The organism is Rhodanobacter sp. UC4437_H4 (genome assembly GCF_052978425.1).
Window position 1 is genome coordinate 1,586,953 of sequence record NZ_CM129673.1, and the last position, 24,156, is coordinate 1,611,108.

General features: G+C 67.3%; 19 protein-coding genes, 1 pseudogene and 1 riboswitch. Of the genes and pseudogenes, 16 read left to right on the top strand and 4 right to left on the bottom strand.

Annotated features, from left to right (window positions below; translation table 11 throughout):
• Window positions 1-112: 112 nt before the first annotated feature.
• The 5 genes and pseudogenes from fusA to ACVCL3_RS07510 all read left to right on the top strand — a co-directional run bounded on the left by fusA (window position 113) and on the right by ACVCL3_RS07510 (window position 8,059).
• Window positions 113-2,242, top strand: a complete 2,130-nt coding sequence (fusA, locus tag ACVCL3_RS07490; protein WP_447100870.1) for an elongation factor G — start codon at window positions 113-115, stop codon at window positions 2,240-2,242.
• 268 nt (window positions 2,243-2,510) lie between these two features.
• Entirely contained in the window at window positions 2,511-4,388 is a 1,878-nt protein-coding gene (locus ACVCL3_RS07495) for a potassium transporter Kup (protein ID WP_447100871.1), read from the top strand.
• A 99-nt stretch (window positions 4,389-4,487) separates the two neighbouring features.
• Window positions 4,488-5,873: pseudogene (locus ACVCL3_RS07500) on the top strand (sensor histidine kinase); the annotation flags it as partial.
• Window positions 5,874-5,911: 38 nt separating this feature from the next.
• Window positions 5,912-6,592, top strand: a complete 681-nt coding sequence (locus ACVCL3_RS07505; RefSeq protein WP_447099594.1) for a winged helix-turn-helix domain-containing protein — start codon at window positions 5,912-5,914, stop codon at window positions 6,590-6,592.
• Between the two features lie 78 nt (window positions 6,593-6,670).
• A complete protein-coding gene (locus ACVCL3_RS07510; RefSeq protein ID WP_447100873.1) occupies window positions 6,671-8,059 on the top strand; it encodes a M20/M25/M40 family metallo-hydrolase in 1,389 nt (462 codons plus the stop codon).
• A gap of 39 nt (window positions 8,060-8,098) precedes the next feature.
• Here the strand turns inward: ACVCL3_RS07510 and ACVCL3_RS07515 are convergent, their stop codons facing one another.
• A complete protein-coding gene (locus tag ACVCL3_RS07515) occupies window positions 8,099-8,665 on the bottom strand; it encodes a manganese efflux pump MntP (protein WP_447100874.1) in 567 nt (188 codons plus the stop codon).
• A 33-nt stretch (window positions 8,666-8,698) separates the two neighbouring features.
• Window positions 8,699-8,837, bottom strand: a riboswitch (yybP-ykoY riboswitch).
• A 131-nt stretch (window positions 8,838-8,968) separates the two neighbouring features.
• On the opposite strand from ACVCL3_RS07515, the gene ACVCL3_RS07520 reads away from it, so the two are divergent.
• The 6 genes from ACVCL3_RS07520 to ACVCL3_RS07545 all read left to right on the top strand — a co-directional run bounded on the left by ACVCL3_RS07520 (window position 8,969) and on the right by ACVCL3_RS07545 (window position 15,532).
• Window positions 8,969-10,372, top strand: a complete 1,404-nt coding sequence (locus ACVCL3_RS07520) for a M20/M25/M40 family metallo-hydrolase (RefSeq protein ID WP_447100875.1) — start codon at window positions 8,969-8,971, stop codon at window positions 10,370-10,372.
• 138 nt (window positions 10,373-10,510) lie between these two features.
• On the top strand, window positions 10,511-10,861 hold the full coding sequence (locus tag ACVCL3_RS07525; protein ID WP_447100876.1) for an HVO_A0114 family putative DNA-binding protein: 351 nt from the start codon (window positions 10,511-10,513) through the stop codon (window positions 10,859-10,861).
• Window positions 10,862-11,107: 246 nt separating this feature from the next.
• Window positions 11,108-11,656, top strand: coding sequence for a hypothetical protein (locus ACVCL3_RS07530; protein WP_447100877.1), 549 nt, complete (start codon window positions 11,108-11,110; stop codon window positions 11,654-11,656).
• Window positions 11,649-12,389: a hypothetical protein gene (locus ACVCL3_RS07535; RefSeq protein WP_447100878.1), complete on the top strand. Its 741-nt coding sequence runs from the start codon at window positions 11,649-11,651 to the stop codon at window positions 12,387-12,389. Before ACVCL3_RS07530 ends, ACVCL3_RS07535 begins: the two co-directional genes overlap by 8 nt.
• Before the next feature lie 558 nt (window positions 12,390-12,947).
• Window positions 12,948-14,549, top strand: a complete 1,602-nt coding sequence (locus tag ACVCL3_RS07540) for a peptide chain release factor 3 (protein WP_447100879.1) — start codon at window positions 12,948-12,950, stop codon at window positions 14,547-14,549.
• A 77-nt stretch (window positions 14,550-14,626) separates the two neighbouring features.
• On the top strand, window positions 14,627-15,532 hold the full coding sequence (locus tag ACVCL3_RS07545) for a CPBP family intramembrane glutamic endopeptidase (protein ID WP_447100880.1): 906 nt from the start codon (window positions 14,627-14,629) through the stop codon (window positions 15,530-15,532).
• 3 nt (window positions 15,533-15,535) lie between these two features.
• Here the strand turns inward: ACVCL3_RS07545 and ACVCL3_RS07550 are convergent, their stop codons facing one another.
• The 3 genes from ACVCL3_RS07550 to ACVCL3_RS07560 are packed head-to-tail and all read right to left on the bottom strand — an operon-like array spanning window position 15,536 to window position 19,412.
• Entirely contained in the window at window positions 15,536-16,009 is a 474-nt protein-coding gene (locus tag ACVCL3_RS07550) for a hotdog fold domain-containing protein (RefSeq protein ID WP_447100881.1), read from the bottom strand.
• A 35-nt stretch (window positions 16,010-16,044) separates the two neighbouring features.
• Window positions 16,045-18,495 (bottom strand): acyl-CoA dehydrogenase, encoded by a 2,451-nt coding sequence (locus ACVCL3_RS07555; protein WP_447100882.1) that lies wholly within the window; start codon window positions 18,493-18,495, stop codon window positions 16,045-16,047.
• Between the two features lie 17 nt (window positions 18,496-18,512).
• Entirely contained in the window at window positions 18,513-19,412 is a 900-nt protein-coding gene (locus tag ACVCL3_RS07560) for an alpha/beta fold hydrolase (protein WP_447100883.1), read from the bottom strand.
• A gap of 113 nt (window positions 19,413-19,525) precedes the next feature.
• Here ACVCL3_RS07560 and ACVCL3_RS07565 point away from each other — a divergent pair, with 113 nt between their 5' ends.
• From ACVCL3_RS07565 to ACVCL3_RS07585, 5 genes are all read left to right on the top strand, one after another.
• Complete coding sequence (locus ACVCL3_RS07565) at window positions 19,526-20,104, top strand: TetR/AcrR family transcriptional regulator (protein ID WP_395116579.1); 579 nt, start codon at window positions 19,526-19,528, stop codon at window positions 20,102-20,104.
• Window positions 20,105-20,226: 122 nt separating this feature from the next.
• Window positions 20,227-22,011, top strand: a complete 1,785-nt coding sequence (locus ACVCL3_RS07570; protein WP_447100884.1) for a phosphoenolpyruvate carboxykinase (GTP) — start codon at window positions 20,227-20,229, stop codon at window positions 22,009-22,011.
• 175 nt (window positions 22,012-22,186) lie between these two features.
• On the top strand, window positions 22,187-22,732 hold the full coding sequence (locus ACVCL3_RS07575) for an RNA polymerase sigma factor (RefSeq protein ID WP_395116577.1): 546 nt from the start codon (window positions 22,187-22,189) through the stop codon (window positions 22,730-22,732).
• The gene (locus tag ACVCL3_RS07580) at window positions 22,729-23,157 is read left to right on the top strand and encodes a hypothetical protein (protein ID WP_395116575.1); all 429 of its coding nucleotides are present in this window, start codon (window positions 22,729-22,731) and stop codon (window positions 23,155-23,157) included. The genes ACVCL3_RS07575 and ACVCL3_RS07580 overlap by 4 nt, the downstream gene beginning before the upstream one ends.
• A gap of 20 nt (window positions 23,158-23,177) precedes the next feature.
• On the top strand, window positions 23,178-24,086 hold the full coding sequence (locus ACVCL3_RS07585) for a DUF4097 family beta strand repeat-containing protein (RefSeq protein ID WP_447100885.1): 909 nt from the start codon (window positions 23,178-23,180) through the stop codon (window positions 24,084-24,086).
• The last annotated feature ends 70 nt before the right edge of the window (window positions 24,087-24,156 follow it).

A 24,156-nucleotide genomic window follows, 5' to 3' on the forward strand; every position in this document is an offset into this window, starting at 1 on the left:
CACCGCCACCCGCGCCCGGCCACGCCCTGATCCCTGCACGTCCCTCCTCGCTACAATGGGCGGATCGCCGGTCGCATCCTGCGCTTCCGGCCCTCTCCAATGGACGCGCGTCATGGCTCGCAGCAAACCCCTGCAACGTTTCCGCAACATCGGCATCATCGCGCACATCGACGCGGGCAAGACCACGACGACCGAGCGCGTGCTGTACTACACCGGCCGCAAGCACCAGATCGTCAACACGCACGAGACCAAGGACGGCAAGGGCTCCACCACCACCGACTACATGGAGCAGGAGCGCAAGCGTGGCATCACGATCCAGTCGGCGGCGGTGACCACGGAGTGGAAGGGCCATCAGATCAACCTGATCGATACCCCGGGCCACGTCGATTTCACCATCGAGGTGAACCGCTCGCTGCGCGTGCTGGACGGCGCCGTGGTCGTGTTCGACGGCGTCGCCGGCGTGGAGCCGCAGACCGAGACCAACTGGCGCCTGGCCGACCAGTACCACGTGCCGCGGCTGTGCTACGTCAACAAGATGGACCGCATCGGCGCCAACTTCGCGCACTGCGTGAAGGGCATCCGCGAACGCCTGAACGCGCCGGCGCTGCTGTGCCAGGTGCCGCTGGGCAGCAGCGACGAGTTCTGCGGCATGGCCGACCTGGTCGCCGGCGTGGCGCTGATCTGGCAGTCGGACGACAAGGACAGCAAGTGGGAAACTGTCTCTTTCGAGGAGGCGCAGCAGCGCCTGAAGTTCGCCGCGGCCGCCGACAACGAGTGGCTCTCGCAACTGCCCGCGCTGCGCCAGGAGCTGCTCGAACACGCGCTGGCGATGGACGATGACGCCTTCGAGCGCCTGATCGAAACCGGCGAGCACGACCCGGAAGTGCTGAAGAAGTGCATCCGCACGGGCTGCGTCAGCGGCAAGCTGGTGCCGGTGCTGTGCGGCTCCTCGTACAAGAACAAGGGCGTGCAGCAGCTGCTGGATGCCGTGGTCGACTACATGCCCTACCCGGGCGAGAACGGCGGCATCTCCATCGTCGACGAGGACGGCAACGCCATCGGCGAACAGCCGGTCACCGACGATGCGCCCGCGCGCGCGCTGGCGTTCAAGGTCATCAACGACCAGTTCGGCACGCTGACCTTCTGCCGCATCTACTCCGGCGTGATCCGGAAGGGCGACACCCTGCTCAACGTCACCCGCGGCAAGAAGGAGCGCGTGGGCCGCATCGTCGAGGTGCAGGCCGACCACACCCGCGAGATCGACGAGACCCGCGCCGGCGACATCTGCGCCTTCGTCTCGATGAAGGAGACCGAGACCGGCGACTCGCTGAGCGACCCGGCGCACCCGGCCCTGCTCGAACGCATGCGCTTCCCCGACCCGGTGATCAGCGTGTCGGTGGAGCCGAAGAACCGCAACGACGTCGACAAGCTCTCCACCGCGCTCTACAAGATGGTCAAGGCCGACCCCTCGCTGCGCATGGAGGTGGACCAGGAAACCGGCCAGACCGTGCTCAAGGGCATGGGCGAGCTGCACCTGGAAATCACCATCGACCGCATGCGCACCGAGCTGGGCGTGGAAGCGAACATGGGCAAGCCCAAGGTCAGCTTCCGCGAGGCGTTCGGGCAGACGGTGGAGCACACCTACACGCACAAGAAGCAGTCCGGCGGCTCCGGCCAGTTCGCCGAGGTGACGATCATCTTCGAGCCGGGCGAGCCGGGCTCGGGCGTGGTGTTCTCCGACGAGGTGGTCGGCGGCCGGGTGCCGCGCGAATACATCCCCGCGGTGCAGCACGCGATCGAGGTCGAATCGCGCCAGGGCCAGGTGGCCGGCTACGAGGTGGTGGATTTCAAGGCGCGCCTGATCGACGGCAAGTACCACGACGTGGACTCCTCCGCACTGGCCTTCGAGATCGCCGGGCGCGCCTGCTTCCGCGAGGCGCAGAAGCTCAGCAAGCCGAAGCTGCTCGAACCGATCATGAGCCTGGAGGTGGTCACCGAGGCGAGCTACCTCGGCGACATCATCGGCGACATCAACCGTCGCCGCGGCAGCATCTCCGACCAGGGCCAGAAAGGCACGTCGGCCTTCGTGCAGGGTTTCGTGCCGCTGTCGGAGATGTTCGGCTACATCAACTTCCTGCGCTCGGCCACCAGCGGCCGCGGCAACTTCAGCATGATCTTCGACCACTACCAGGAAGTGCCCGCCAGCATGGTGGAGAAGCTGATGGAGAAGGAAGCGAAGTAGGTCCGACAGCCGCTGCGACGAGAACCACCGCGACACATGGAGCAGGCCCGGGAGCTGGCATCCCGGGCCTTTTCGCTGGTGACTGCCCGCGGCGACCACGGCACTTTTTACGCGAATTTTATGCCGTCAGCGCGTGGCGCTATGCCGCTGTTACGGCCCGGCGCCCAGACTGCGCGCCTGATCCATTCCAGGCAGTGCAGATGTTTCACCTCGTCGTTCTTCCCGTCGCACCGGCATCCGCCGGGCCCATCGCCATCGGCCATGGCGCATGAACAACCCGTCGCAAAGGCGCCGGCTCGCCGCCCTGGCACTGGGCGCCGTGGGCGTGGTCTACGGCGACATCGGCACCAGCCCGCTCTACACGTTGAAGGAAGTGTTCGGCGAGCATGGCGTACCGGTCACGCCGGCGAACGTGCTGGGCGCGCTGAGCCTGGTGTTCTGGTCGCTGATCATCGTGGTGTCGATCAAGTACGTGCTGTTCATCATGCGCGCCGACAACAACGGCGAAGGCGGCATCATGGCCTTGCTGGCGCTGGCCCAGCGCAGCGCGCGCGACGTGCCGTATCTGCGCATGGGCCTGATCGTGCTCGGCCTGTTCGGTGCCGCCCTGTTCTATGGTGACGGCGTGATCACGCCGGCGATATCGGTACTGTCGGCGGTCGAGGGGCTGAAGGTCGCCGCACCGCGGCTGGAGCCCTGGGTGCTGCCGATCACCGTCGGGGTGATCATCGGGCTGCTCTGGCTGCAGAAGCACGGCACGCATCGGATCGGCGCCGTGTTCGGCCCGGTCTGCGTGATCTGGTTCATCAGCATCGCCGGCCTCGGCGTGCTGGGCATCGCGCGCCATCCGGAGGTTCTGCGGGCGCTCAGCCCGACCTACGGCATCGACTTCTTCCTGCGCAACCACGCCGAGGCGTTCTTCGCGCTCGGGGCAGTGGTGCTGGCGGTTACCGGCACCGAGGCGCTGTATGCGGACATGGGCCACTTCGGCAGGCGCCCGATCCAGTTGGCCTGGTTCAACTTCGTGCTGCCGGCACTGGTGCTGAACTACTTCGGCCAGGGCGCGCTGATCCTGCACGACCCCGCCGCGGTGGCCAATCCGTTCTATCACCTGGTGCCGCGCTTCATGCTGTATCCGATGATCGCGCTGGCCACGACCGCCACCGTGGTTGCCTCGCAGGCGGTGATCTCCGGCGCGTTTTCGATGACGCGCGAGGCGATGCAGCTGGGCTACATGCCGCGCATGCGGGTGGTGCACACCTCGTCGGAGATGGCCGGCCAGATCTATGTGCCGTGGATCAACCGAATCCTGTTGATCCTGATCGTGGCGGCCGTGCTCGGCTTCCGCTCGTCGGACAACCTGGGCGCTGCCTATGGCATCGCCGTCACCGGCACCATGGTCACCACCACCCTGCTGGCACTGGTGGTGGCGCGCTACCAGTGGCGCTGGCGCCTGCCGGCCGTGATCGCCACGGGCACTGCCCTTCTCACGGTGGACGTCGCCTTCTTCAGCGCCAACCTGGTCAAGGTGGAACACGGCGGCTGGTTTCCGCTGGCGCTGGGCCTGTGCGTGTTCGCGGTGATGACGACCTGGCGCCGCGGACGCGAACTGGTGGTACGGGAAATCCAGCAAGGCGGCGTGGCGTTGGCGCCGTTCATCCGCAACCTGGCGGATCATCCGCTGGTGCGCGTGCCGGGCACCGCGGTGTTCCTGACCGCCAATGCCGAGGCGATTCCCAGCTCGTTGCTGCACAATCTCAAACACAACAAGGTGCTGCACGAGCGCAATGTGCTGCTTACCGTCGAGACACTGGATACGCCCCGAGCCGAACCTCCGGAACGACTTGCATGGACTGCGCTGGGCCAGGGCTTCACCCGGTTGCGCCTGCGTTTCGGTTTCAGCGAGGACCCGGACATACCGCTGCGACTGGCACAGTGCGGCCATCACGGCCTGCCGTTCGACATGATGGATACCACCTTCTTCCTGTCCCGCGAGACCGTCGTGGCCGGCCGGCATGCCCACGGCATGGCGGCTTGGCGTGACCGCCTGTTCGCCTTCATGGCGCACAATGCGCTGTCCGCGACCGCGTTCTTCCGGATTCCCGGCAACCGGCGCATCGAACTGGGATCGGAGGTGGAGATATGACACCACATCGGCCATCGACCCATCGCCGGGAACTCCCGTCGCATGCATGAGCCGGCGCCACGCCGCCCGCACGACGCGGCCGCGGCCGCGGCCGCGGCCGACTACCTTTTCGCCACCGCGGTCACGCTGGCGGCTTTTGCGCTGACTTTCGTTGCCGACCGCTACCTGTCGATCGCCAATCTCTCGCTGATCCTTCTGACCGGCGTGCTCGCCGTCGCGGTACGCAAGCGCATGGCGGTAGCCGTCTATACGGCCGTATTGTGTTTCCTCGGCTACAACTTCTTCTTCACCCGCCCGCGGTACACGCTGGCCATCGCCAACGGCGACGACGTGCTGGCGATCGTGCTGTTCCTGATCGTCGCGCTCGTCTGCAGCCGCATGGCCACCCGGCTCTCCGACCAGATCGCCTCCCTGCGGATAGCGCAGCAGCGCACGCGCACGCTGTTGCAGCTGGGCAGGCAACTGGCCACCGCCGCCGGTGCCGCGGCGATTCGCGAGGTCGGCGCTCGCGCATTGACGCAGGCGGTCGGCGCAACCGCCCACATCAACCCTGCCGAGCAAGCATCCGCCGTCGATCGAAACGGTGAGTCCGGCGGCGAGTGGGTGGTTCCGCTGACCGTCGGCACCCACGGCCACGGCACGGTGGTGTTTGCCACGCGAGGTTCGGACGAACCCGATGCCGAGCGGCGCGAGCTGGCCCTCGCGATGAGCCAGGACATCGCACTGGCACTGGAACGCGCCCGCCTGGCGCACGAGCTCGAGCAGGCCCGCGTGCAGGGCGAAACCGAGCGGCTACGCAATGCCCTGCTCTCCTCCGTCTCGCACGACCTGCGCTCGCCGCTGGCTTCGATGATCGGCGCCGCCGACACCCTAGCCATGTACGAAACGCAGCTGCCGCGGGACGAACGGCAGGAGCTGCTGCAGTCGATCGTGCATGAGGGCCAGCGGCTGGACCGCTACATCCAGAACCTGCTGGACATGACCCGGCTCGGCCATGGCGCGCTCAAGCTGCATCGCGACTGGGTCGATGCGACCGAAGTGCTGGTGACCGCCACCGACAGGCTGCGCCGGTTCTTCCCGGCGCTCGCCGTGCAGACCGCGCTGCCGCAGGAGACGGTACTGCTCTATGTGCACCCGGCGCTGATAGAGCAGGCGCTGTTCAACGTGCTGGAAAACGCCGCACACTTCTCGCCGCCCGACGAGGCCGTGCGCCTGGAGGCGGCGGTGATCGGCGAACAGCTGCAGATCGAGGTGATCGATCACGGGCCGGGCATTCCGCCGGATGAGCGGGCGCGCATCTTCGACATGTTCCATTCGGTCTCGCGTGGCGATCGCGGCAACAACGGCACCGGGTTGGGCCTGTCGATCTGTCGCGGCATGATCGGCGCGCACGGCGGCAGCGTGGAAGCGCTGGCCACCGCTGGCGGCGGCACCACCATCCGCATCACCCTGCCCCTGCCACCCGCACCGGAGAGCAGCGCTTGAACACTTCCGCGCCACGCGTGCTGGTGATAGACGACGAGATGCAGATCCGTCGCTTCCTCGACATCGGCCTGCGTGCCGGGGGTTATCAGGTACTGCAGGCGGCCAACGCTGCCGAAGGCCTGGCCCTGGCCGCTACCCAATCGCCCGATCTGGTCATCCTCGACTTGGGCCTGCCCGACCGCGAAGGCCATGAAGTGCTGGCCGAATTGCGCCAATGGAGCTCGGTGCCGGTGCTGATGCTGTCCGTGCGCAGCGCCGAGAGCGAGAAGGTGCGCGCGCTGGACAACGGCGCCAACGACTACGTGACCAAGCCGTTCGGCATGCAGGAACTGATGGCCAGGCTGCGTGCCCTGCTGCGCCACCATCCCGCCACCGGCGCGGCCGACGTGCCGCCGCGGTATGACGACGGCCATCTGGCGATCGACCTGGCCCGTCGCGAAGTCAGCCTCGATGGCAAACAGATCGCGCTGACCCGCAAGGAGTACGCCGTGCTCTCCCTGCTGCTGCGCCATGCCGGCCGCGTGATCAGCCAGCAGCAATTGCTGCGCGAGGTGTGGGGGGCGACGCATGTGCAGGACACGCATTACCTGCGCATCGTGCTGGGCCGCCTGCGCCAGAAGCTGGGCGACGATCCCGCCGCGCCACGCTGGCTGAAGACCGAGCCGGGCATAGGCTACCGTTTCCTGGACGGCAGCGGCGACGAATCCGCACCCAGCTGAAATCCTTGCCGCCACTGGCTGATGGGCGTGCACTGGCGGATATACTCGGCATTCAACACCACTGCCTGGAATGCCGCCATGTCGATGCGCCACTTGCTGCCCTGTGTCGGCCTCGCGTTGGCGCTTGCGCTACCTTCCAGCGCAGGCGCCGAAACCACCGCACAGCTGATGCCCGAAACCATGGCCATGCTGCGCCATGCCATCGCCGCGCAGACGGTGGAAGGCAAGGGCCAGGTGCCGGCATTCGCGCGCTATCTCGCCGGCAAGCTGGAATCGGCCGGCTTCGCCAAGTCGGACATCGAGGTCATCCCGGTCGGCGAGACCGCCGCGCTGGTCGCGCACTACCGCGGCAGCGGCAAGGGCAAGCCGATCCTGCTCTCGGCGCACATGGACGTGGTGGCGGCCAACCCGAAGGACTGGAGCCGCGACCCGTTCACGCTGATCGAGGAGAACGGCTACCTGTACGGCCGCGGCACCGCCGACATGAAGACCAACCTGGTCACCCTGGTCGCCACGATGATGCGCTTCAAGCGCGAGGGCTTCGTGCCCGGCCACGAGATGATCCTGGTGTTCTCCGGCGATGAGGAGACCGCGATGGCTTCCACCCGCGAGCTGGCCAGGCGCTACCACGACGCCGAGTTCCTGCTCAACGCGGATGCCGGCGGCGGCACCTTCGACGACCGACTGAAGCCGGTGGACTATGAAATCCAGGCCGCCGAGAAGACCTATGCGGACTTCCTGCTCACCGTCACCTCGCCCGGCGGCCATTCCAGCGAACCGACGCCCGACAACGCGATCTACCGGCTGGCCCAGGCGCTCGATCGCGTCGCCGGCTACGCCTTCCCGGTGCAGCACAACGAGATCACCCTGGCCTCGCTGAAGGCGGTGGGCGAACACAGCCACGGCCCGCTGGCGCAGGCCATGCTGCAGTTCAGCGCCCACCCCGACGACGCCCGGGCCGCCGCGGTCATCTCGGCCGACCCCGCCTACGTCGGCCAGCTGCGCACCACCTGCGTGGCGACCATGCTCGACGGCGGCCACGCACTCAACGCCTTGCCGCAACGCGCCAGCGCCAACATCAACTGCCGCATCTTCCCCGGCACCAGCGTCGCCGCCGTCGAGGCCACGCTCCACCAGGTGGTGGCCGACCCCAGCGTGAAGATCACCGTGCAACAACCGCCGCCCGTGCAAAGCCCGGCTTCGCCGCTGCGCGAGGACATCGTGGCCGCCGTCACCGCCACCGTGCACGAGCGCTTCCCGGGGCTGGACGTGGTGCCCGGCATGTCCGCCGGCGCCTCCGACAGCCTGCACTTCCGCAACGCCGGCGTGCCCAGCTACGGCGTCTCGCCCAACTTCGGCAAACCCGGCGACAGCTTCGCCCACGGCCTCAACGAAAAACTGCTGGCCTCCGAGGTCCCGGCCGCGCTGGATTTCTGGCACAGCCTGCTGACGAAACTGGCGAAGTAGACCGCACGGCGCGACCGTGCCAGCGGAGTGGGCGTCGCCTCACCCGGCCAGGTGCTCGTACAGGATCACCACGCCCACCCCGATCAGGATGAAACCGCCGATCATCTCCGCGCGCTTGCCCACCACCTCGCCCAGCGCGCGACCAAGCATGATGCCCAGCGTGACCATGCTGAAGGTGCACAGGCCGATCACCACCGCGACCACCGCGATCGGCGTATCGACGAAGGCCAGCCCCACGCCCACCGCCAGCGCGTCGATGCTGGTGGACAGGCCGGTGATGGCCAGCCCGACGAAACCGTGCCGCTTCGCTTCATCGACCGGCTCGTCCGGCTCGGGCTTGAGCCCGTTCCAGATCATGTGCAGGCCCAGTGCCAGCAGCAGGCCAAACGCGGCCCAGTGGTCCCAGGCCTCGATGTAGCGCGAAGCGCCCTTGCCCAGCAGCCAGCCGACGACCGGTGTGATCGCCTCGATCACGCCGAAGATCGCGCCGGCACGCAGCGCCTGGGACAGCCGCGGACGCGTCATCGCCGCGCCCTTGCCGATCGCCGCGGCAAACGCATCGGTGGACATGGCAAAGCCAAGCAACAGGATGGAGACGGGGTTCATGAGCAGCCATTCGGTCGGGCCAGGCGCAACGGCACCACGACGCGCCCGACCGCAGTGGCGCCGTGAGCCGTTGGTCTCGCCAACCAGGATCGGTGTCTTCGCCACGGCGGATGGACGCCGAGCATGTTGACGAAGACGCCTCGCCGCAGCGAGGCAGGCTACTCCCCAAGGGATGTTGCGCTGCCGGCAAAGCCCGCAGCGCGGCGGCAAGGTTAGCACAGCGCCGTAGCCAACCCGGCATGGCAGGCACGCGAGCCGTCGCGCATACTCGGGCTTCGTTCAAGGCATGCAAGGGGATCCCGAATGAGAGCATCACGAACGCTCGGTTCCGCCGCGGCGGCCTCCCTGGTCTTCTGCGCCGGCATCGGGCTGGCCCGCGCCGACACCGCCACCGCCACCGGGGCACTGCCCGAGACCATGGCCATGCTGAAACATGCCGTCAGCATCCGCACGGTCGATGGCGAACGCCAGGTGCCGGTGCTGGCCGCGTACCTGGCCGACAAACTCAAGGCCGCCGGCTTTGCCGACGGCGACGTCGAAATCATTCCGGTGGACCACACCGCCGCGCTGGTGGCGCGCTATCGCGGCACCGGCGAAGGCCGGCCGATCCTGCTGTCCGGGCACATGGACGTGGTGGCGGCGAAGCGCGAGGACTGGACCCGCGACCCGTTCACCCTGGTCGAGGAGAACGGCTACCTCTACGGCCGTGGCGTGGCGGACATGAAAGCCGCGGCGGTGGCGCTGGTCGAGACACTGATCCGCTTCAAGCGCGAAGGCTTCAAGCCGCGCCACGACCTGATCCTGTTGCTGTCCGGCGACGAAGAGACCGCCATGGCTTCCACCATCGAGTTGGCGAAGCGCTATCACGACGCCGAATTCTTGCTCAACGCCGACGCCGGCGGCGGCACCCTCGACCCCAAGACCGGCAAGCCCTTGCTGTACCAGATCCAGGCCGCCGAGAAGACCTATGCGGACTTCCAGATCGCCCTCACCTCGGCCGGCGGGCATTCCAGCGAGCCCAACGCGGACAATGCGATCTACCGGTTGGCGCGCATCATCGACCGCGTCGCCGCGCACCAGTTTCCGCCGCAGAGCAACGAGATCACGCTCGCCTCGCTGCGCGCACTCGGCGCCCACATCCCCGGCCCGCTCGGCGCGGCGATGACGCAGTTCGCGGCCCACCCCGACGACGCCGCGGCGGCAGCCACCATCTCCGCCGACCCCGCCTACGTCGGCCAGATCCGCACCACCTGCGTGGCCACCATGCTCAACGGCGGCCACGCGCTCAACGCGCTGCCGCAGAGCGCCAGCGTCAACATCAACTGCCGCATCTTCCCGGGCACCTCGGTCGACAGCGTGCGCGACACCCTGGTCAAGGTGATCGACGACAAGTCCGCCAGCGTGACCCGGGTCTCCACTCCGCCGGTGCCCAACGCCGCCTCGCCGCTGCGCCCGGACGTGATCGCCGCCGTCACCGCCGCCGTGCACCAACGTTTCCAGGGCGTGGACGTGGTGCCGAGCATGTCCGCCGGCGCCACCGACAGCAAGCACTTCCGCGCCGCCGGCGTCCCCAGCTACGGCATCGATGCCGCCTTCACCAAACCCGACGACACCTTCGCGCATGGACTCAACGAAAGGCTGCCGGCTTCGGAGGTCGAGGCGGGGCTGGAGTTCTGGCATCGGGTGCTGACGCAGCTGGCGAAGTGAGGTAGATAGCAGAGCTGGCGTAATGTCGGCTCCCGACCGTAGCGAACACTCGAAAATTCACCCTGACCCGGGTTTCTCACAGCAACTGCCAGAGGATTTCTTCAACGAAGTCGACCGCGTACTTGAGGAAATGAAGTCATGAAAAAGCTGGTCATCGGCATCGCCTCCCAGCAAGCCATCCGCGCCCGCGCACTGGCCGTTGCACGCGGCGATCATCGGCCACGCCCCGGCGAGCCGAAGGTCTGGTTCACCTCGATGCGCTCGCTGGCCGAAGTGTTGTCCGACGACAACCGCGCGTTGCTGCGCATCATCCGGGAACAGAAGCCCACGTCACTGAGTCAGCTCGCGGAACTCACCGGCCGCGCGCCCAGCGATCTTTCGCGAACGCTCAAGACGATGGAACGCTACGGCCTGGTCGAGATGCGCCGCACATTGCGCAACGTACAGCCCATCGCCACGGCCAGCGAATTCGTGATTCAGGCGGCGTAACAGGCGCAGAGAAGCGTTTACTTTCGGGGCCAACAAACAACCAAGCCTCCGCGAACACCCGGCCCGCAAAAGGAGCCAAAGGCGAGAAGGTGTCAGTGCCGGCAATTGTCCCAGACACTTTTCCCCAGCCTCAGCCAGTCCAATTCTTTTGGCTCTCATTTCGCATTCTATGCGCGCCACACATGAGCCTTTAGCTCAAGTAAAATCGTGATATGATGCGAATGAGTCCATATGGAGTCATTAGTCATGGCGGATCAGGCTACTCAGGAATTCGAGGCAATCAGGGCCGTTCACGACGCTCTTGCGCCGCTGGACGGGGAAGGGCGCACGCGCGTCCTGACGTACATCGCCAGCTTGTTAGGGATGAATAGCAAGATCGTGGGTGGTCGCGGCGCGGCAGCGGTCGATGATAGTGGCGATGACAATAATGACGACGATGAGAACGAGCCTGAGGCCGCAAGTGGGGCGGGTAAGGGGGCGCAGACTTTCTCGAGTTTCGCTGAACTCTACGCGGCGGCAGACCCGAGCACCAACGGCGAGAAGGCCCTCGTCGCTGGCTACTGGTTCCAAGTGTGCCAAGCTGCGGAGAGCTTTACTGCGGCGGCGGCTAATAAGGAGCTGACTCACCTTGGTCACAAGGTTGCGAACATCACTGACGCAATCGATACGATGAAGAGTCAGAAGCCGATGCTCATCCTGCAGCTCAAGAAGAGCGGAACTAGCCGACAGGCTCGCAAGCTGTACAAGGTCAGCTACGAGGGAGTGAAGCGCGTCGTGGAGATGCTGCATGGATGAGGCGCGCCTAGCGGCCGCCCTGTCAGCGCTTCTTGACCCGAAGTTGGCCACTGACTTGGCGGCCGATCTAGTGAAGATCAGGCGCGACTGCGCGACGAGGACGCTAGAGCGTGCTGCGCCTGGCAAGTTCGTCGAGACCTTCGTGCAGTGCCTCCAGCATATCGATACTGGAACCTACGAAACGAAGCCGAGTGTTGACGACTACCTCGGAAAGAAGATCGAAAATACCTCGCTTCCCGAGGGGCTCCGCATCTGCGCTGCTCGCGTGGCACGTTCGATATACACCTTCCGCAACAAGCGGAACATCGCCCATAAGAACGACGTCGACACAAACACTCACGATCTGGCATTCACGCACCAAGGCGCCGCGTGGATTACAGCCGAGCTACTCCGTCACGCGACCGGCGTTTCGATGCAAGAGGCTGGTGCGTTGATCGAGTTGGTGCAGGCCCCCGCAGGAACACTCGTCGAAGAGATTGACGGCACCAGACTCATTCACGCGGAGGTTTCGGTGCGTGCTGAGATACTAATCCTGCTACATAGCCACTACCCCGATGCCGTATCTGTGGAATCGGTTGTTAGAAGTCTCAGCCGCCGAAACGCGGGAACAGTCCGCAACAAGCTTCGCGATCTCCACGCGGGAAAGCTCGCTCACGGCGACGCCAAGTCGGGCTATCGCCTCACACAAGCTGGCTACGCTGCCGCTATTGCGGAGATCAAGGCACTGTCGTGAACAGAGGATAGGACACTCAAAACAGCGACCCTGGCAACCGGCTCGTCCGCCACCGCGCAGCGGTGGCGCACCGAGTGCGCGCCAGGATGGCGCGCTGCTCTACCCGGGGCCCCTGTGCGGCGGTGAGGCGGGGTCGACAGGCCGCGCAGCGGGAGTCGACAGGACGTCGACTCCTTTTCGCACGGGCAGGATGCCCGTTCGAAAAGCCCGGCCCCGGCTCACGGACTTGCCGGGCAGGATGCCCGGCAAGCGCCAAGCGGGGTGGCCTTTCTCTTTGGTTACTTTCTCTTTGGCCACGCAAAGAGAAAGTAACTCGGGCGCCGCAGGCGCACGAAAGCCTTTGCCTTCCGGGCCGCTGGACAACCCACGAAACCGCCAAAGGCGCTGGACCCCAGCGTTCGCTGGGGTGACGAGCCGGCAGGTCGAAACGATGCGGCCAGAGTGCACCGTCAGGCACGTTCCGCTGCCCGGCAGCCGGCGCGGCGGAGGCGGCCAACCCGGGCCAACGGCTGATCCACGCTACAATTACCGGTTCGCGCTCTCGCCGACCCGCACCCCATGCCCACCCATCTCCAAGAAACCCGCCGCCGCCGCACCTTCGCCATCGTCAGCCACCCGGACGCGGGCAAGACCACGCTGACCGAGAAACTTCTGCTGTTCGGTGGCGCGATCCAGATGGCCGGCTCGGTGAAGAGTCGCAAGACGTCGCGCAGCGCCACCTCGGACTGGATGGCGCTGGAGAAGGAGCGCGGGATTTCGGTGACCTCGTCGGTGATGCAGTTCCCGTACGACGGCAAGATCGTCAACCTGCTCGACACACCGGGACACGCGGATTTCTCCGAGGACACCTACCGCGTGCTGACCGCGGTGGATTCGGCGCTGATGGTGATCGACTGCGCCAAGGGCGTGGAGGAGCGCACGATCAAGCTGATGGAAGTCTGCCGGCTGCGCGACACGCCGATCATGACCTTCATCAACAAGCTCGACCGCGAAGGCCGCTCGCCGATCGAACTGCTGGACGAGGTGGAGTCGGTGCTGGGCATCGCCTGCGCGCCGCTGACCTGGCCGATCGGCATGGGCAAGCGGCTGAAGGGCGTGTACCACCTGGCGCTGGACGAGGTGCACATCTTCGAGGCGGGCAAGAACTTCACGCGGCAGGACTCGACCATCTTCAAGGGCCTGGATGCACCGGGGCTGGAAGAGAAGATCGGTGCGGAGGCGATGCGCGAGCTGCGCGAGGAACTGGAGCTGGTGCAGGGCGCCGCGCCCTCCTTCGATATCGACGAGTACCTGGCCGGCCGGCAGACGCCGGTGTTCTTCGGCTCGGCGGTGAACAATTTCGGCGTGCAGCTGCTGCTGGACTTCTTCGTCGAGCACGCGCCCAGCCCGCGCCCGCGCGCCACCACCACGCGCGAGATCCAGCCGGAGGAGGAGAAGCTGTCCGGCTTCGTGTTCAAGATCCAGGCCAACATGGACCCGGCGCACCGCGACCGCGTCGCGTTCATGCGCGTGTGCTCGGGCACCTACAACGCCGGCATGAAGATGATCCAGACGCGCACCAGCAAGGAGGTGCGCATCGCCAACGCGCTGACCTTCATGGCCAGCGACCGCGAGATCGTCGAGACGGCTTACCCGGGCGACGTGATCGGCCTGCACAACCACGGCACCATCACCATCGGCGACACCTTCACCGAGGGCGAGCTGGTCACCTTCACCGGCATCCCGAACTTCGCGCCCGAGCTGTTCCGCCGCGCGCGGCTGCGCGACCCGCTGAAGATGAAGGCGCTGCAGAAGGGCCTGGCGCAGCTTTCCGAGGAAGGCGCCACGCAGTTCTTCCGCCCGCTGATGTCGAACGACCTGATCCTCGGCGCGGTCGGCGTGCTGCAGTTCGAGGTCGTGGCGTACCGACTGAAGGACGAATACAACGTCGACGCCAGCTTCGAGCCGGTCGGCGTGAGCACCGCGCGCTGGGTGCATTGCGACGACGAGAAAAAGATGGATGAGTTTCGCGAGAAGAACGCGATGCACCTGGCCATCGACGGTGCCGGCGAGCTGGTCTACATCGCGCCGACGCGGGTCAACCTGCAGCTGGCGCAGGAGCGCTGGCCGCAGGTGCGCTTCGCCGCCACCCGCGAGCATGCCGCCTCCGTGGAAGCCTGAGCAAAGCCGGGCACCCGGCCCACTGGCCAGCGCGCCGGCACGCCGCTACCTTGGGCGTTCGCACAAGGGGAGGCTGCATGCAACAACAGACGTTGGCGTTTTCCACACCGGCCGCGGCACCTCGGTGGCAGCGTTGGCTGCTGTTTTCCCCACCGGCGCGGATCGCGATCTTCGTGGCCTGGCTGGCGGGTCTCATGGTGGCGGTGCAGTTCGCCTTCTTCGCACTCGGCCTGGACAAGGACACGCCGGTGTTGCAGCGCGACCTGGCGCAGTTCGTCCTGCGTGCGCTGGTACCGCTGGCGGCATATCTGATCCTGGTGAGGCTGATCGAACGCCGGCCGCTCGCCGAGCTGGCCCCGCGCACGCTGTTGCCGCAAGGCCTGCTTGGCGTGCTGATCGGGCTGGTCCTGTTCAGCGCCGTGGTGGCGGCCTTGTGGCTGGCCGGCAGCTACCACGTGGAGGCCATCCGCGCTGACGCGCCCTGGCTGGGTGCGCTGCTGGTCGTGGGGCTGGGCGCCGGTATCGGCGAGGAGATCATGTTCCGCGGCGTGCTGTTTCGCATCGTCGAGGAAGGCCTGGGAACGTGGTTGGCCCTGGCCATCTCGGCCCTGTTGTTCGGCGCGGTGCACATCGCCAACCCCGGCGCCACGCTGTGGAGCTCGGCGGCAATCGCGATCGAGGCGGGCCTGCTGTTCGGCCTGCTCTACCACGTGACGCGCTCGCTGCCGGTGTGCATGGGCGTGCACGCGGCGTGGAACTTCGCCCAGGGCACGATCTTTGGCATCCCGGTGTCGGGCTCGCAGGCGGAAGGCTGGCTGGTTTCCAGCCGCCCCGGTCCGGACTGGCTCAGCGGCGGCGTGTTCGGCGCCGAGGCGTCGGTGGTGGCGCTGAGCCTGTGCACGCTGTGTTCGCTGGGCCTGCTCGCCGTCGCCCTGCGCCGCGGCAGCATCGTGCCGCCGTGCTGGCGGCGCCGGAGCCCGTGAGGTTCAGCCGCGCTTGCGCGGGGACAACCACATCAGCACGCGTGCGCGGAACACCGTGTCGCCCGCGCCATCGACCACCTCTACCCTGACCGGCCATTCCCCGCTCGCACCCGCCAGCGGCGCGGCCGCCTCCGGGGTCGCCGTGCCGTGCATCGAGCCGACCGCCTTCTTCAGGTACTCGACGCTCATGCCCTTGGGTATCCAGCGCATGTCCGCCGGCACGGTCGCCTCGGCCATCATGCCGGCAGCGAGCTCGGCCAGGTTGCACAGCGCGATCGCGTGCACCGTGCCGATGTGGTTGTGCACGCGCCGGCGATCGCGGATGCGTACCTCGCAGCGGCCCGGCTGCAATGTCACAAAGCGCGGCGCGATGGTGGTGAAATACGGCGCCTTCAGACAGATCAGCCGCGAGAAGAGCCAGTGGCCCGCGGGCCAGCGCGTGATGCGCCGATACAGCGACAGCACCGAGGCGCTCACCGGTCACCCTCCAGAATGGAACCGGTCCGCACGGCTCACCCGGCGTCCGCGCGCGTCTTGAACGCACGCATCTCGTCGGTATCGAAATCGTCGACCGAGATGAACTCGAACACGCCCTCGCGCACGCGCCTGAGCAGCTCCGCCTCCGCTTCGGAAATCACCCCGGCCTGCTGTGCTTCGACGAGCTGGTCAAGATAGTCGTGCGAGCTGAACTGACCGGACTTGAGCGCCTTGCCGAACTTGCGGTCGACCGGCTCGGCGGCGATCACGTCCGGCAGCAGCGCCTTCATGCGGCCGATCGTGTTGTTCGGCGTGGGCGTGGTGTAGACCCAGTCGGTGAGGCGGTCGAGCGCCTCGTTCGGCGCGGTGAGCAGCGCGGCGACGCGGCGGCCCAGACGATCGGACGGCGGCACCTCGCGGCGGCCCAGCGGGAACACCAGGACGCGCAGCAGCCACGCCACCGGGCGCACCGGGAAATTGCGGATCGCGCCGTCCAGCGCATTCTGGATCAGCCACATGCACTCGTGGAAACCCCAGGCCAGGAACGGGCGGTCGGCTTCCGGCCGGCCGTTGTCCTCGTACTGCTTGAGCATGGCGCTGGCGATGTACAGGTAGCTCAGCACGTCGCCCAGGCGGGCCGACAGCTTCTCCTTGAACTTCAGCTTGCCGCCGAGCACGCCCATGAACACGTCGGCGCACAGCGCCAGCGCGGCGGAGTAGCGATCGAGCTTGCGGTAGTAGCGGCGGGTGTAGGCATCGCCGGCGGCCTCGCCGATGCGCGCGCCGGAGAGTCCCATCGCGAAGCTGCGCACCGCGTTGGAGATGCCGAAGCCGAGGTGGCCGAACAGCAGCCGGTCGAACGTCTTCAGCTGCTCGCCGCGGTCGGCGATCGACAGCGCCTGCATTTCCTTCAGCACGTACGGATGGCAGCGGATCGCGCCCTGGCCGAAGATCATCAGGCTGCGCGTCATGATGTTGGCGCCTTCCACCGTGATCGCGATCGGCACCGCCGACCAGCCGCGGCCGGCGTAGTTCTTCGGCCCGAGCTGCACCGCCTTGCCGCCGTGCACGTCCATCGTGTCGGCCGCCACCTGGCGCGCCCACTCGGTGGCGTGGTACTTGGCAATCGCCGAGGTGACCGCCGGCTTCTCGCCGCGATCGACCGCCGCCGCCGTGGCGCGCGACAGCGCGGCGGTGGCGTAAGCCAGGCCGCCGATGCGCGCCAGCGCCTCCTCGACACCCTCGAAGCGCGCCACCGCCAGGCCGAACTGCTTGCGCATGCGCGCGTAGGTGCCGGTGGCCAGCGCCGAGGCGCGCATGCCACCGGTGGCGTTGGACGGCAGCGAGATCGCGCGGCCCACCGACAGCACCTCGACCAGCATGCGCCAGCCGTGGCCCGCCATCTTCGGTCCGCCGATCAGCACCGACAGCGGCGCGAACACATCCTTGCCGTGCACCGGGCCGTTCTGGAACGGAATGTTCAGCGGGAAATGGCGGCGGCCGATCTGCAGCCCCGGCGTCGAGCGCGGCAGCAGCGCCAGGCTGATGCCCAGATCCTCTTCTTCACCCAGCAGGTGCTCGGGGTCGTACATGCGGAACGCAAGGCCGACCACCGTGGCGATCGGCGCCAGCGTGATGTAGCGCTTGTCGAAGGTGAGCTTGAGTCCCAGCGTTTCCACGCCGTCGACCATCTGCTTGCAGACGATGCCCACGTCGGGAATCGAGGTGGCATCAGAGCCCGCATACGGCCCGGTCAGCGCGAAACAGGGGATTTCCTCGCCGACGGCGAGGCGCGGCAGGTAGTGGTTTTTCTGCTCGTCGGTGCCGTAGTGCAGCAGCAGCTCGGCCGGGCCCAGCGAGTTCGGCACCGCCACGGTCGAAGACACCGTGGCCGACATCGTGGACAGCTTCTGCAGCACCGCCGAGTGCGCCAGCGCGGAGAACTGCAGGCCGCCGTACTGCTTCGGGATGATCATGCCGAAGAACTTGTTCTTCTTGATGAACTCCCACACGTTCGGCGGCAGGTCGGCCAGTTCGTGCGTGATCTGCCAGTCGTCGATCATCGCGCACAGCTCTTCCACCGGGCCGTCCATGAAGGCCTGCTCCTCCACGGAGAGCTCGGGCCTGGGCTGCTTCAGCAGTTCATGCCAGTCCGGCTTGCCGGAGAACAGCTCGCCCTCGAAACCCACGGTGCCGGCTTCCAGCGCGGTCTGTTCCGTTTCGGAAAGCTTCGGCGTGACTTTCGCGAACATTTTCAGCAGCGGCGCGCTGATCTGCTTGCGGCGGAAGTCCACCATCAGCAGCGGCAGCGCGATCGCCAGCTCGATGAGGAGCAGGATCACCATCGTGGCCGGCGCGCGCACCAGCAGACCCACCACGAGAGTGGCGACGACGGTGACGATGGCCCAGGTACGCAGGCTGGTGCGGTGATAGGCGCAGACGCCGGAGGCAATCAACGCCGCCAGCAAGGTAAGCAACACGGACATCTCGACACCTCTCAGGGTCAGGGGGCGGCGCCGGCGGTACGCGGCGTCACGGGGATTTCAAGGTGGTGCACGTAGTGGATCACTTCATTGGCAAAGGCATCATTGGCGTCGCCGGCCACCATGTGCGTGGCGTGCGCCAGCTCGACATGGCGCGCCTGCGGCACCAGCTGCAGGAACTCGTCCACGGTGCCGCGCGAGACGACGTCGCTGCGGCCGCCGGAAAGCAGCAGGACCGGCACGTCGATCTTCGCCGCCGCCGCGAGCAGGCGCGGCTGGTAGCGCTCGCTTTCCTGCACCAGGTCGCCGGCCAGCAACGCCGGGTCCCAATGCCAGCGCAGCCGGCCGTCGGCACCCTCGCGCAGCAGCGGCCGCAATTGCTCGGCGCTCTTGCGCTCGCGCCGCTGCGGCAGGTAGGCGGCTACCTGCTCGGCCGCGTCGGCATAGTTGGCGAAGCCGTCCGGGTGTGCCTGCATGAAGGCCAGGATGCGTTGCACGCCTGCGGTTTCCCAGCGCGGCGTGATGTCGACCAGCACCAGCGCACGGAACAGTGAGGGTCGCCGTTCGCCGGCCAGCACGATGCCGAGCAGGCCACCCATCGAGGCGCCCACCAGGATCGGTGGCTGCGGCTGCGCGGCGGCCAGGCGCAACAGGTCGTCGGCGAACTGGTCCATGTGATAGCCGGTCGCGGCGTCCACGCGATCGCTCTCGCCATGACCGCGGGCGTCGAACGTGACGCAGCGGCAACCCGTCCGGGCGAGCGCCGCGGCGGCGGCGTTCCACGCCCCGCGGGTCTGGCCGAAGCCGTGCGCGAACAGCAGGCCCGGCGTCCCCTGCGGGTTCCAGGTTTCCACCGCCAGGCGCAGGTCGCCTGCAGCGACGCGTTCGACGGTATGGGGCATCGGGATCGGATTGACCATACGGTAGAGTATGGATTGCCTGTGCGATGGCCGTCAACCGCTCGCCGGGCCGCGGCGCACGCCGATCGACGCCGCCCCATTACAAATGCCCGGGCTGTCGCTACCATACGGACATGAATGTCAGCAGCAAGCCGGAACGCACGCGCCTGTCGGCCGAAGATTGGGAACTGGCCGCCCTGCAGATGATCGCCGACCAGGGCGTCGGAGCTTTGGCAGTGGAAGCCCTCGCGCGCCAGCTCGGGGTGACCAAGGGCAGCTTCTACTGGCATTTCCGTACCCGCGAAGCGCTGCTCAATGCGGCCATGGAACGCTGGGAACAGTACGGCGAACGCGAGATCATCGGCCAGATCGAGCAGATCGCCGACCCGCGCCAGCGCCTGCCCGAGCTGTTCCGCCGGGTCGCGCACGAATTGCAGCCGCATCGCGTCTATGCCGCGCTGCTCAAGGCACTGGACCATCCGCAGGTGGTGCCGGTGATGGCCCGCGTCTCGCAGCGACGCATGGAGTTCCTCACCACCGTGTATCGCGAGGCCGGCCTGCCGCCGGCGCAGGCACTGAACCGCGCGCGGCTGACCTATGCCGCCTACGTCGGCTTCCTGCAACTGAACTTCACCCTGGGCCTGCCGCGCCTGAGTCACGAGGAGTTCGACGCCTACGTCGAACACATGATCGCCACGCTCACCCCGGTGTAGCCCTGCGCAAACGGCCACGCGGCGCCCTCCGGCGCTGCCGTTGCTGCGCCCATCCTTGCAATACCAGTGCACGCAAACTACCGTGCCGCTTCCGTTTTTCAACAAGCCTTTCGAGGGACATGATGACCAGCAAGCTGGAAGCGCTTACCCAATGGGTCGACCAGGTGGCGGCACTGACCCGCCCGGCGCGGATTCACTGGTGTGACGGGTCGCAGGACGAATATCAGTCGCTGGTGCAGCAGATGCTGGCCGACGGCACCCTGATCGAACTGAACCAGACCACCCATCCGGGGTGCTACCTGCACCGCTCCGATCCGAAGGACGTGGCCCGCGTCGAGCAGCTGACCCTGGTCTGCCACCCCAAGCGCGAGGACGCCGGCCCGAACAACCACTGGATGGACCCGGCCGAGGCGCACGCCAAGATCGACGCGCTGTTCGACGGCTGCATGGAAGGCCGCACGATGTACGTGATCCCGTATTGCATGGGCCCGATCGACTCGCCGCTGTCGCGTTGCGGGGTGGAGATCACCGACGGCCCGTACGTGGTCGCCAACATGAAGATCATGACCCGCATGGGCGCCGCCGCGCAGGCGCGGATCGAGCGCGAAGGTACGTTCGTGAAGGGGCTGCATTCGGTCGGTGAGCTCGATCCCGAGCGTCGCTGGATCATGCACTTCCCCGCCGAACTCTCGATCAAGTCCTACGGCTCCGGCTACGGCGGCAACGCGCTGCTGGGCAAGAAGTGCCACGCGCTGCGCATCGCCAGCAACCAGGCGCGCACGGAAGGCTGGCTGGCCGAACACATGCTGATCGTCGGCATCGAGAACCCGCGCGGCGAGACGCACTACGTCGCCGCCGCGTTCCCCTCCGCCTGCGGCAAGACCAACCTGTCGATGCTGATTCCGCCGGAAGGCTACCGGCGAGACGGCTGGAAGGCGTGGACGGTGGGCGACGACATCTGCTGGATGCACCCCGGCGCGGACGGGCGGCTGTACGCGATCAACCCGGAAGCCGGCTTCTTCGGCGTGGCGCCGGGCACCAGCGACGCCACCAACCACAATGCCATGCAGAGCATCTCGCACGACACCATCTTCACCAATGTCGCCGTCACCGCCGACAACCAGCCGTGGTGGGAAGGCCTGCCCGGCACCCCGGTCACCGACTGGCAGGGACGTCCGTACGACCCGGCCAACGGCCCGGCCGCGCACCCGAACTCGCGTTTCACGGTCAGCGCGAAGCAGTGCCCGACCTGGTCGGAGATGGCTGAAGCCGCGCAAGGCGTGCCGATCAGCGCGATCGTGTTCGGCGGCCGCCGCCCTTCGCTGCTGCCGCTGGTGATGGAGGCGCGCGACTGGAGCCACGGCGTGCTGATGGGCGCCGCGATGGGCTCGGAAACCACCGCTGCCGCCACCGGCGCGGTCGGCGTGCTGCGTCGCGACTCGATGGCGATGAAGCCGTTCTGCGGCTATCACTACGGCGACTACTTCGCGCACTGGCTGTCGTTCGACCGGCCCGGCGCGAAGCTGCCGAAGGTGTTCCACGTCAACTGGTTCCGCAAGGGCGCCGACGGCAAGTTCCTGTGGCCGGGCTTCGGCGAGAACCTGCGCGTGCTGGAGTGGATGATCGACCGCGCCGAAGGCCATGTCCAAGGCGTCGAGACCCCGATCGGCATCGTGCCGGCGGCCGGCGAACTGAAGCTGGAAGGACTGGCGCTGGAGCCTGCGCGACTGGACGAATTGCTCGCGGTCGACGTAGCCGGATGGCAGGCGGAGCTGGAAGCCATCGACACCTACCTGCAAACCTTCGCGCCGCGCCTGCCGGAGCGGTTGCGCCGCGAGCAGCAACGCGTGGCGCAGGCGCTGCAGGCCGATACCGCCAAGCCGGCGCGGCGGGCCGCCGTGTCCTGATGCACGCGCGAGTCCGGGCACGTACCGGACTCGCGACCGGGAAAACCACGCTCGTGGTTTTCCTCGCCGCTCCCGAGGGACGGGCCCGCGCGGCCCGTCCGCTTCAAACCCTTTCGCACCCCGCGGCATCCAAGCTGGCAAGATGATCGCCGCCTGTCCTGCCTCCGGAAGCCTGATGCCGCCTGTCTCCAGCGCCGCGCATGACGGCGACGACGTGCGCGCCGCAGCCGCGGGCGACCGTCGCGCCTTCCAGCGCCTGTACGCGCTGCACGTCGGCCGCGTCTACGGCGCGCTGCACCGGCTGGCCGGCTACGACCACGCGCGGGCGGAGGATCTCACCCAGGACGCCTTCATCCGCGCCTGGCAGAAATTGCCCGGCTTCCGCCACGAAAGCTCCTTCGGCACCTGGCTGTATCGCCTGGCGGTCAACGTGGCGCTGATGGACATCCGCGCGCGCGGCGCCGATCCGGTGCGCGTAGTGGACGACGAGCACCTGCCCGACAGTGGCGAGACGCCGTTCTGCGCGGCCGAGCGACACGAACTGGAACAAGCCATCGGCAGGCTGCCGCCGCGCGCCCGCGCCGTACTGGTACTGCACGACATCGAAGGCTGGCGGCACGAGGACATCGGCGACGAACTGGGCATGGCGGTGGGCACCTCGAAGGCTCAACTGCATCGCGCACGCCAGCTGCTGCGCAAGACGCTGGGAGAAAACGCATGAACGAATTCGAATGGCGCCGCCAGATGCGCGAGCTGCAGCAACCGCATGTGCCGCGCCGCGACCTGTGGCCTGCGATCGACGCGGCGCTGGACCAGGCCGTCGCCGATCCGCCCGCCCGGGCGACATGGCGGCGCATGCTGGCGGGCGCTGCCGTGGCGGCATCGCTGCTGCTGGTCGTGGGTATGGCTTGGCATCAGTGGTTCACACCCACCGCACCTGCCGAATCGGCCGGCACGACCCGCCAGGCCAGCTGGAAGCCCGCCGATCCGCGCCTGGCCGGCGCCGCCATCGAACTGGACGCCGCCCGCCTCGAACTGCAGCTGGCGATCGAACAGGCACCGGATTCCGCGGCACTGCAACGGCTCCTGCGCCACACCGAACGACAACAGGCGCAATTGCGCCAGCTGGCCGACCGCGCCGGCTGATGACCATCCGAGGAGAACCCATGAAAACCGCCCACTGCCTGCCCCTGCTGTTGTGCCTGTGCATCGGCGATGCACTGGCCGGCACGCCGATCCAACTGCAGCACGCCGCCAGCGCCAATACGCGGATCAGCATCAGCAATATCGCCGGCTCGGTGAATGTCACCGCCTGGGATCGCAACGAAGTCCAGGTCGGCGGCGAACTCGGCGACGGCGCCAAGCCGCTGCAGATCACCGGCGACAACGACCGGCTGTCGATCAAGGTCGAGCCGCGCGGCGGTTCGGGCTCGGGCTGGTTCAACTTCGGCGGCGACAGCCGCATGGCGCCCACCACGCTGGAACTGCACGTGCCGCGCGGCGCATCGCTGGACGTCAAGGTGATCAGCGCGCCGCTGGTGATCGACGGCCTTGCCGGCGGCGACATCAAGGTCAACACGATCAGCGGCAACGCCCGCATCCACGCGAACACGCCTGCGCTGGACGTCGACAGTGTCAGCGGCGGCATCGAGCTTTCCGGACAGGCCGACAAGGCCGCACTGCAAACCGTGAGCGGCGAGATCCTGGCCCCGGCCCTGGGCCGCACGGCCAAGCTGGAAACCATCTCCGGCCACATCCAGGCCGGCGGCGGGCCGTGGCAGACGCTCACCCTGAGCACCGTCTCCGGCGACGTGCAGCTGTCCGGCAAGCTGGCCGCCGGCGGCAGCATCGACATCGACAGCATGAGCGGCGATGTGCAGTTGCGCCTGCCGGCCGACACCTCGGCCAAGCTTCACGCCAGCAGTTTCAGCGGCGACCTGCGCAGCGACTTCGGCAAGCCGGTCGAAGCCGAGCGCGGCCCCGGCAGTTCGCTCGACACGAGCATCGGCGCCGGCGACGGCAAGATCCACCTCGAGACCTTCAGCGGCGACCTGCGCGTCAAGAAGCAGGAGTGAGCGGATAGGAGTGAGAAGTGAGAAGTGAGAAGTGAGAAGTGAGAAGTGAAAAGTGAGAAGTGAGAGAAGA

What these genes read in the sequence shown, in the direction of transcription:
- fusA (WP_447100870.1), top strand. Translation starts at nt 113, where the DNA reads ATGGCTCGCAGCAAACCCCTGCAACGTTTCCGCAACATCGGCATCATC.
- ACVCL3_RS07495 (WP_447100871.1), top strand. Translation starts at nt 2,511, where the DNA reads ATGAACAACCCGTCGCAAAGGCGCCGGCTCGCCGCCCTGGCACTGGGC.
- ACVCL3_RS07505 (WP_447099594.1), top strand. Translation starts at nt 5,912, where the DNA reads ATGCAGATCCGTCGCTTCCTCGACATCGGCCTGCGTGCCGGGGGTTAT.
- ACVCL3_RS07510 (WP_447100873.1), top strand. Translation starts at nt 6,671, where the DNA reads ATGTCGATGCGCCACTTGCTGCCCTGTGTCGGCCTCGCGTTGGCGCTT.
- ACVCL3_RS07515 (WP_447100874.1), bottom strand. Translation starts at nt 8,665, where the DNA reads ATGAACCCCGTCTCCATCCTGTTGCTTGGCTTTGCCATGTCCACCGAT.
- ACVCL3_RS07520 (WP_447100875.1), top strand. Translation starts at nt 8,969, where the DNA reads ATGAGAGCATCACGAACGCTCGGTTCCGCCGCGGCGGCCTCCCTGGTC.
- ACVCL3_RS07525 (WP_447100876.1), top strand. Translation starts at nt 10,511, where the DNA reads ATGAAAAAGCTGGTCATCGGCATCGCCTCCCAGCAAGCCATCCGCGCC.
- ACVCL3_RS07530 (WP_447100877.1), top strand. Translation starts at nt 11,108, where the DNA reads ATGGCGGATCAGGCTACTCAGGAATTCGAGGCAATCAGGGCCGTTCAC.
- ACVCL3_RS07535 (WP_447100878.1), top strand. Translation starts at nt 11,649, where the DNA reads ATGGATGAGGCGCGCCTAGCGGCCGCCCTGTCAGCGCTTCTTGACCCG.
- ACVCL3_RS07540 (WP_447100879.1), top strand. Translation starts at nt 12,948, where the DNA reads ATGCCCACCCATCTCCAAGAAACCCGCCGCCGCCGCACCTTCGCCATC.
- ACVCL3_RS07545 (WP_447100880.1), top strand. Translation starts at nt 14,627, where the DNA reads ATGCAACAACAGACGTTGGCGTTTTCCACACCGGCCGCGGCACCTCGG.
- ACVCL3_RS07555 (WP_447100882.1), bottom strand. Translation starts at nt 18,495, where the DNA reads ATGTCCGTGTTGCTTACCTTGCTGGCGGCGTTGATTGCCTCCGGCGTC.
- ACVCL3_RS07560 (WP_447100883.1), bottom strand. Translation starts at nt 19,412, where the DNA reads ATGGTCAATCCGATCCCGATGCCCCATACCGTCGAACGCGTCGCTGCA.
- ACVCL3_RS07565 (WP_395116579.1), top strand. Translation starts at nt 19,526, where the DNA reads ATGAATGTCAGCAGCAAGCCGGAACGCACGCGCCTGTCGGCCGAAGAT.
- ACVCL3_RS07570 (WP_447100884.1), top strand. Translation starts at nt 20,227, where the DNA reads ATGACCAGCAAGCTGGAAGCGCTTACCCAATGGGTCGACCAGGTGGCG.
- ACVCL3_RS07575 (WP_395116577.1), top strand. Translation starts at nt 22,187, where the DNA reads ATGCCGCCTGTCTCCAGCGCCGCGCATGACGGCGACGACGTGCGCGCC.
- ACVCL3_RS07580 (WP_395116575.1), top strand. Translation starts at nt 22,729, where the DNA reads ATGAACGAATTCGAATGGCGCCGCCAGATGCGCGAGCTGCAGCAACCG.
- ACVCL3_RS07585 (WP_447100885.1), top strand. Translation starts at nt 23,178, where the DNA reads ATGAAAACCGCCCACTGCCTGCCCCTGCTGTTGTGCCTGTGCATCGGC.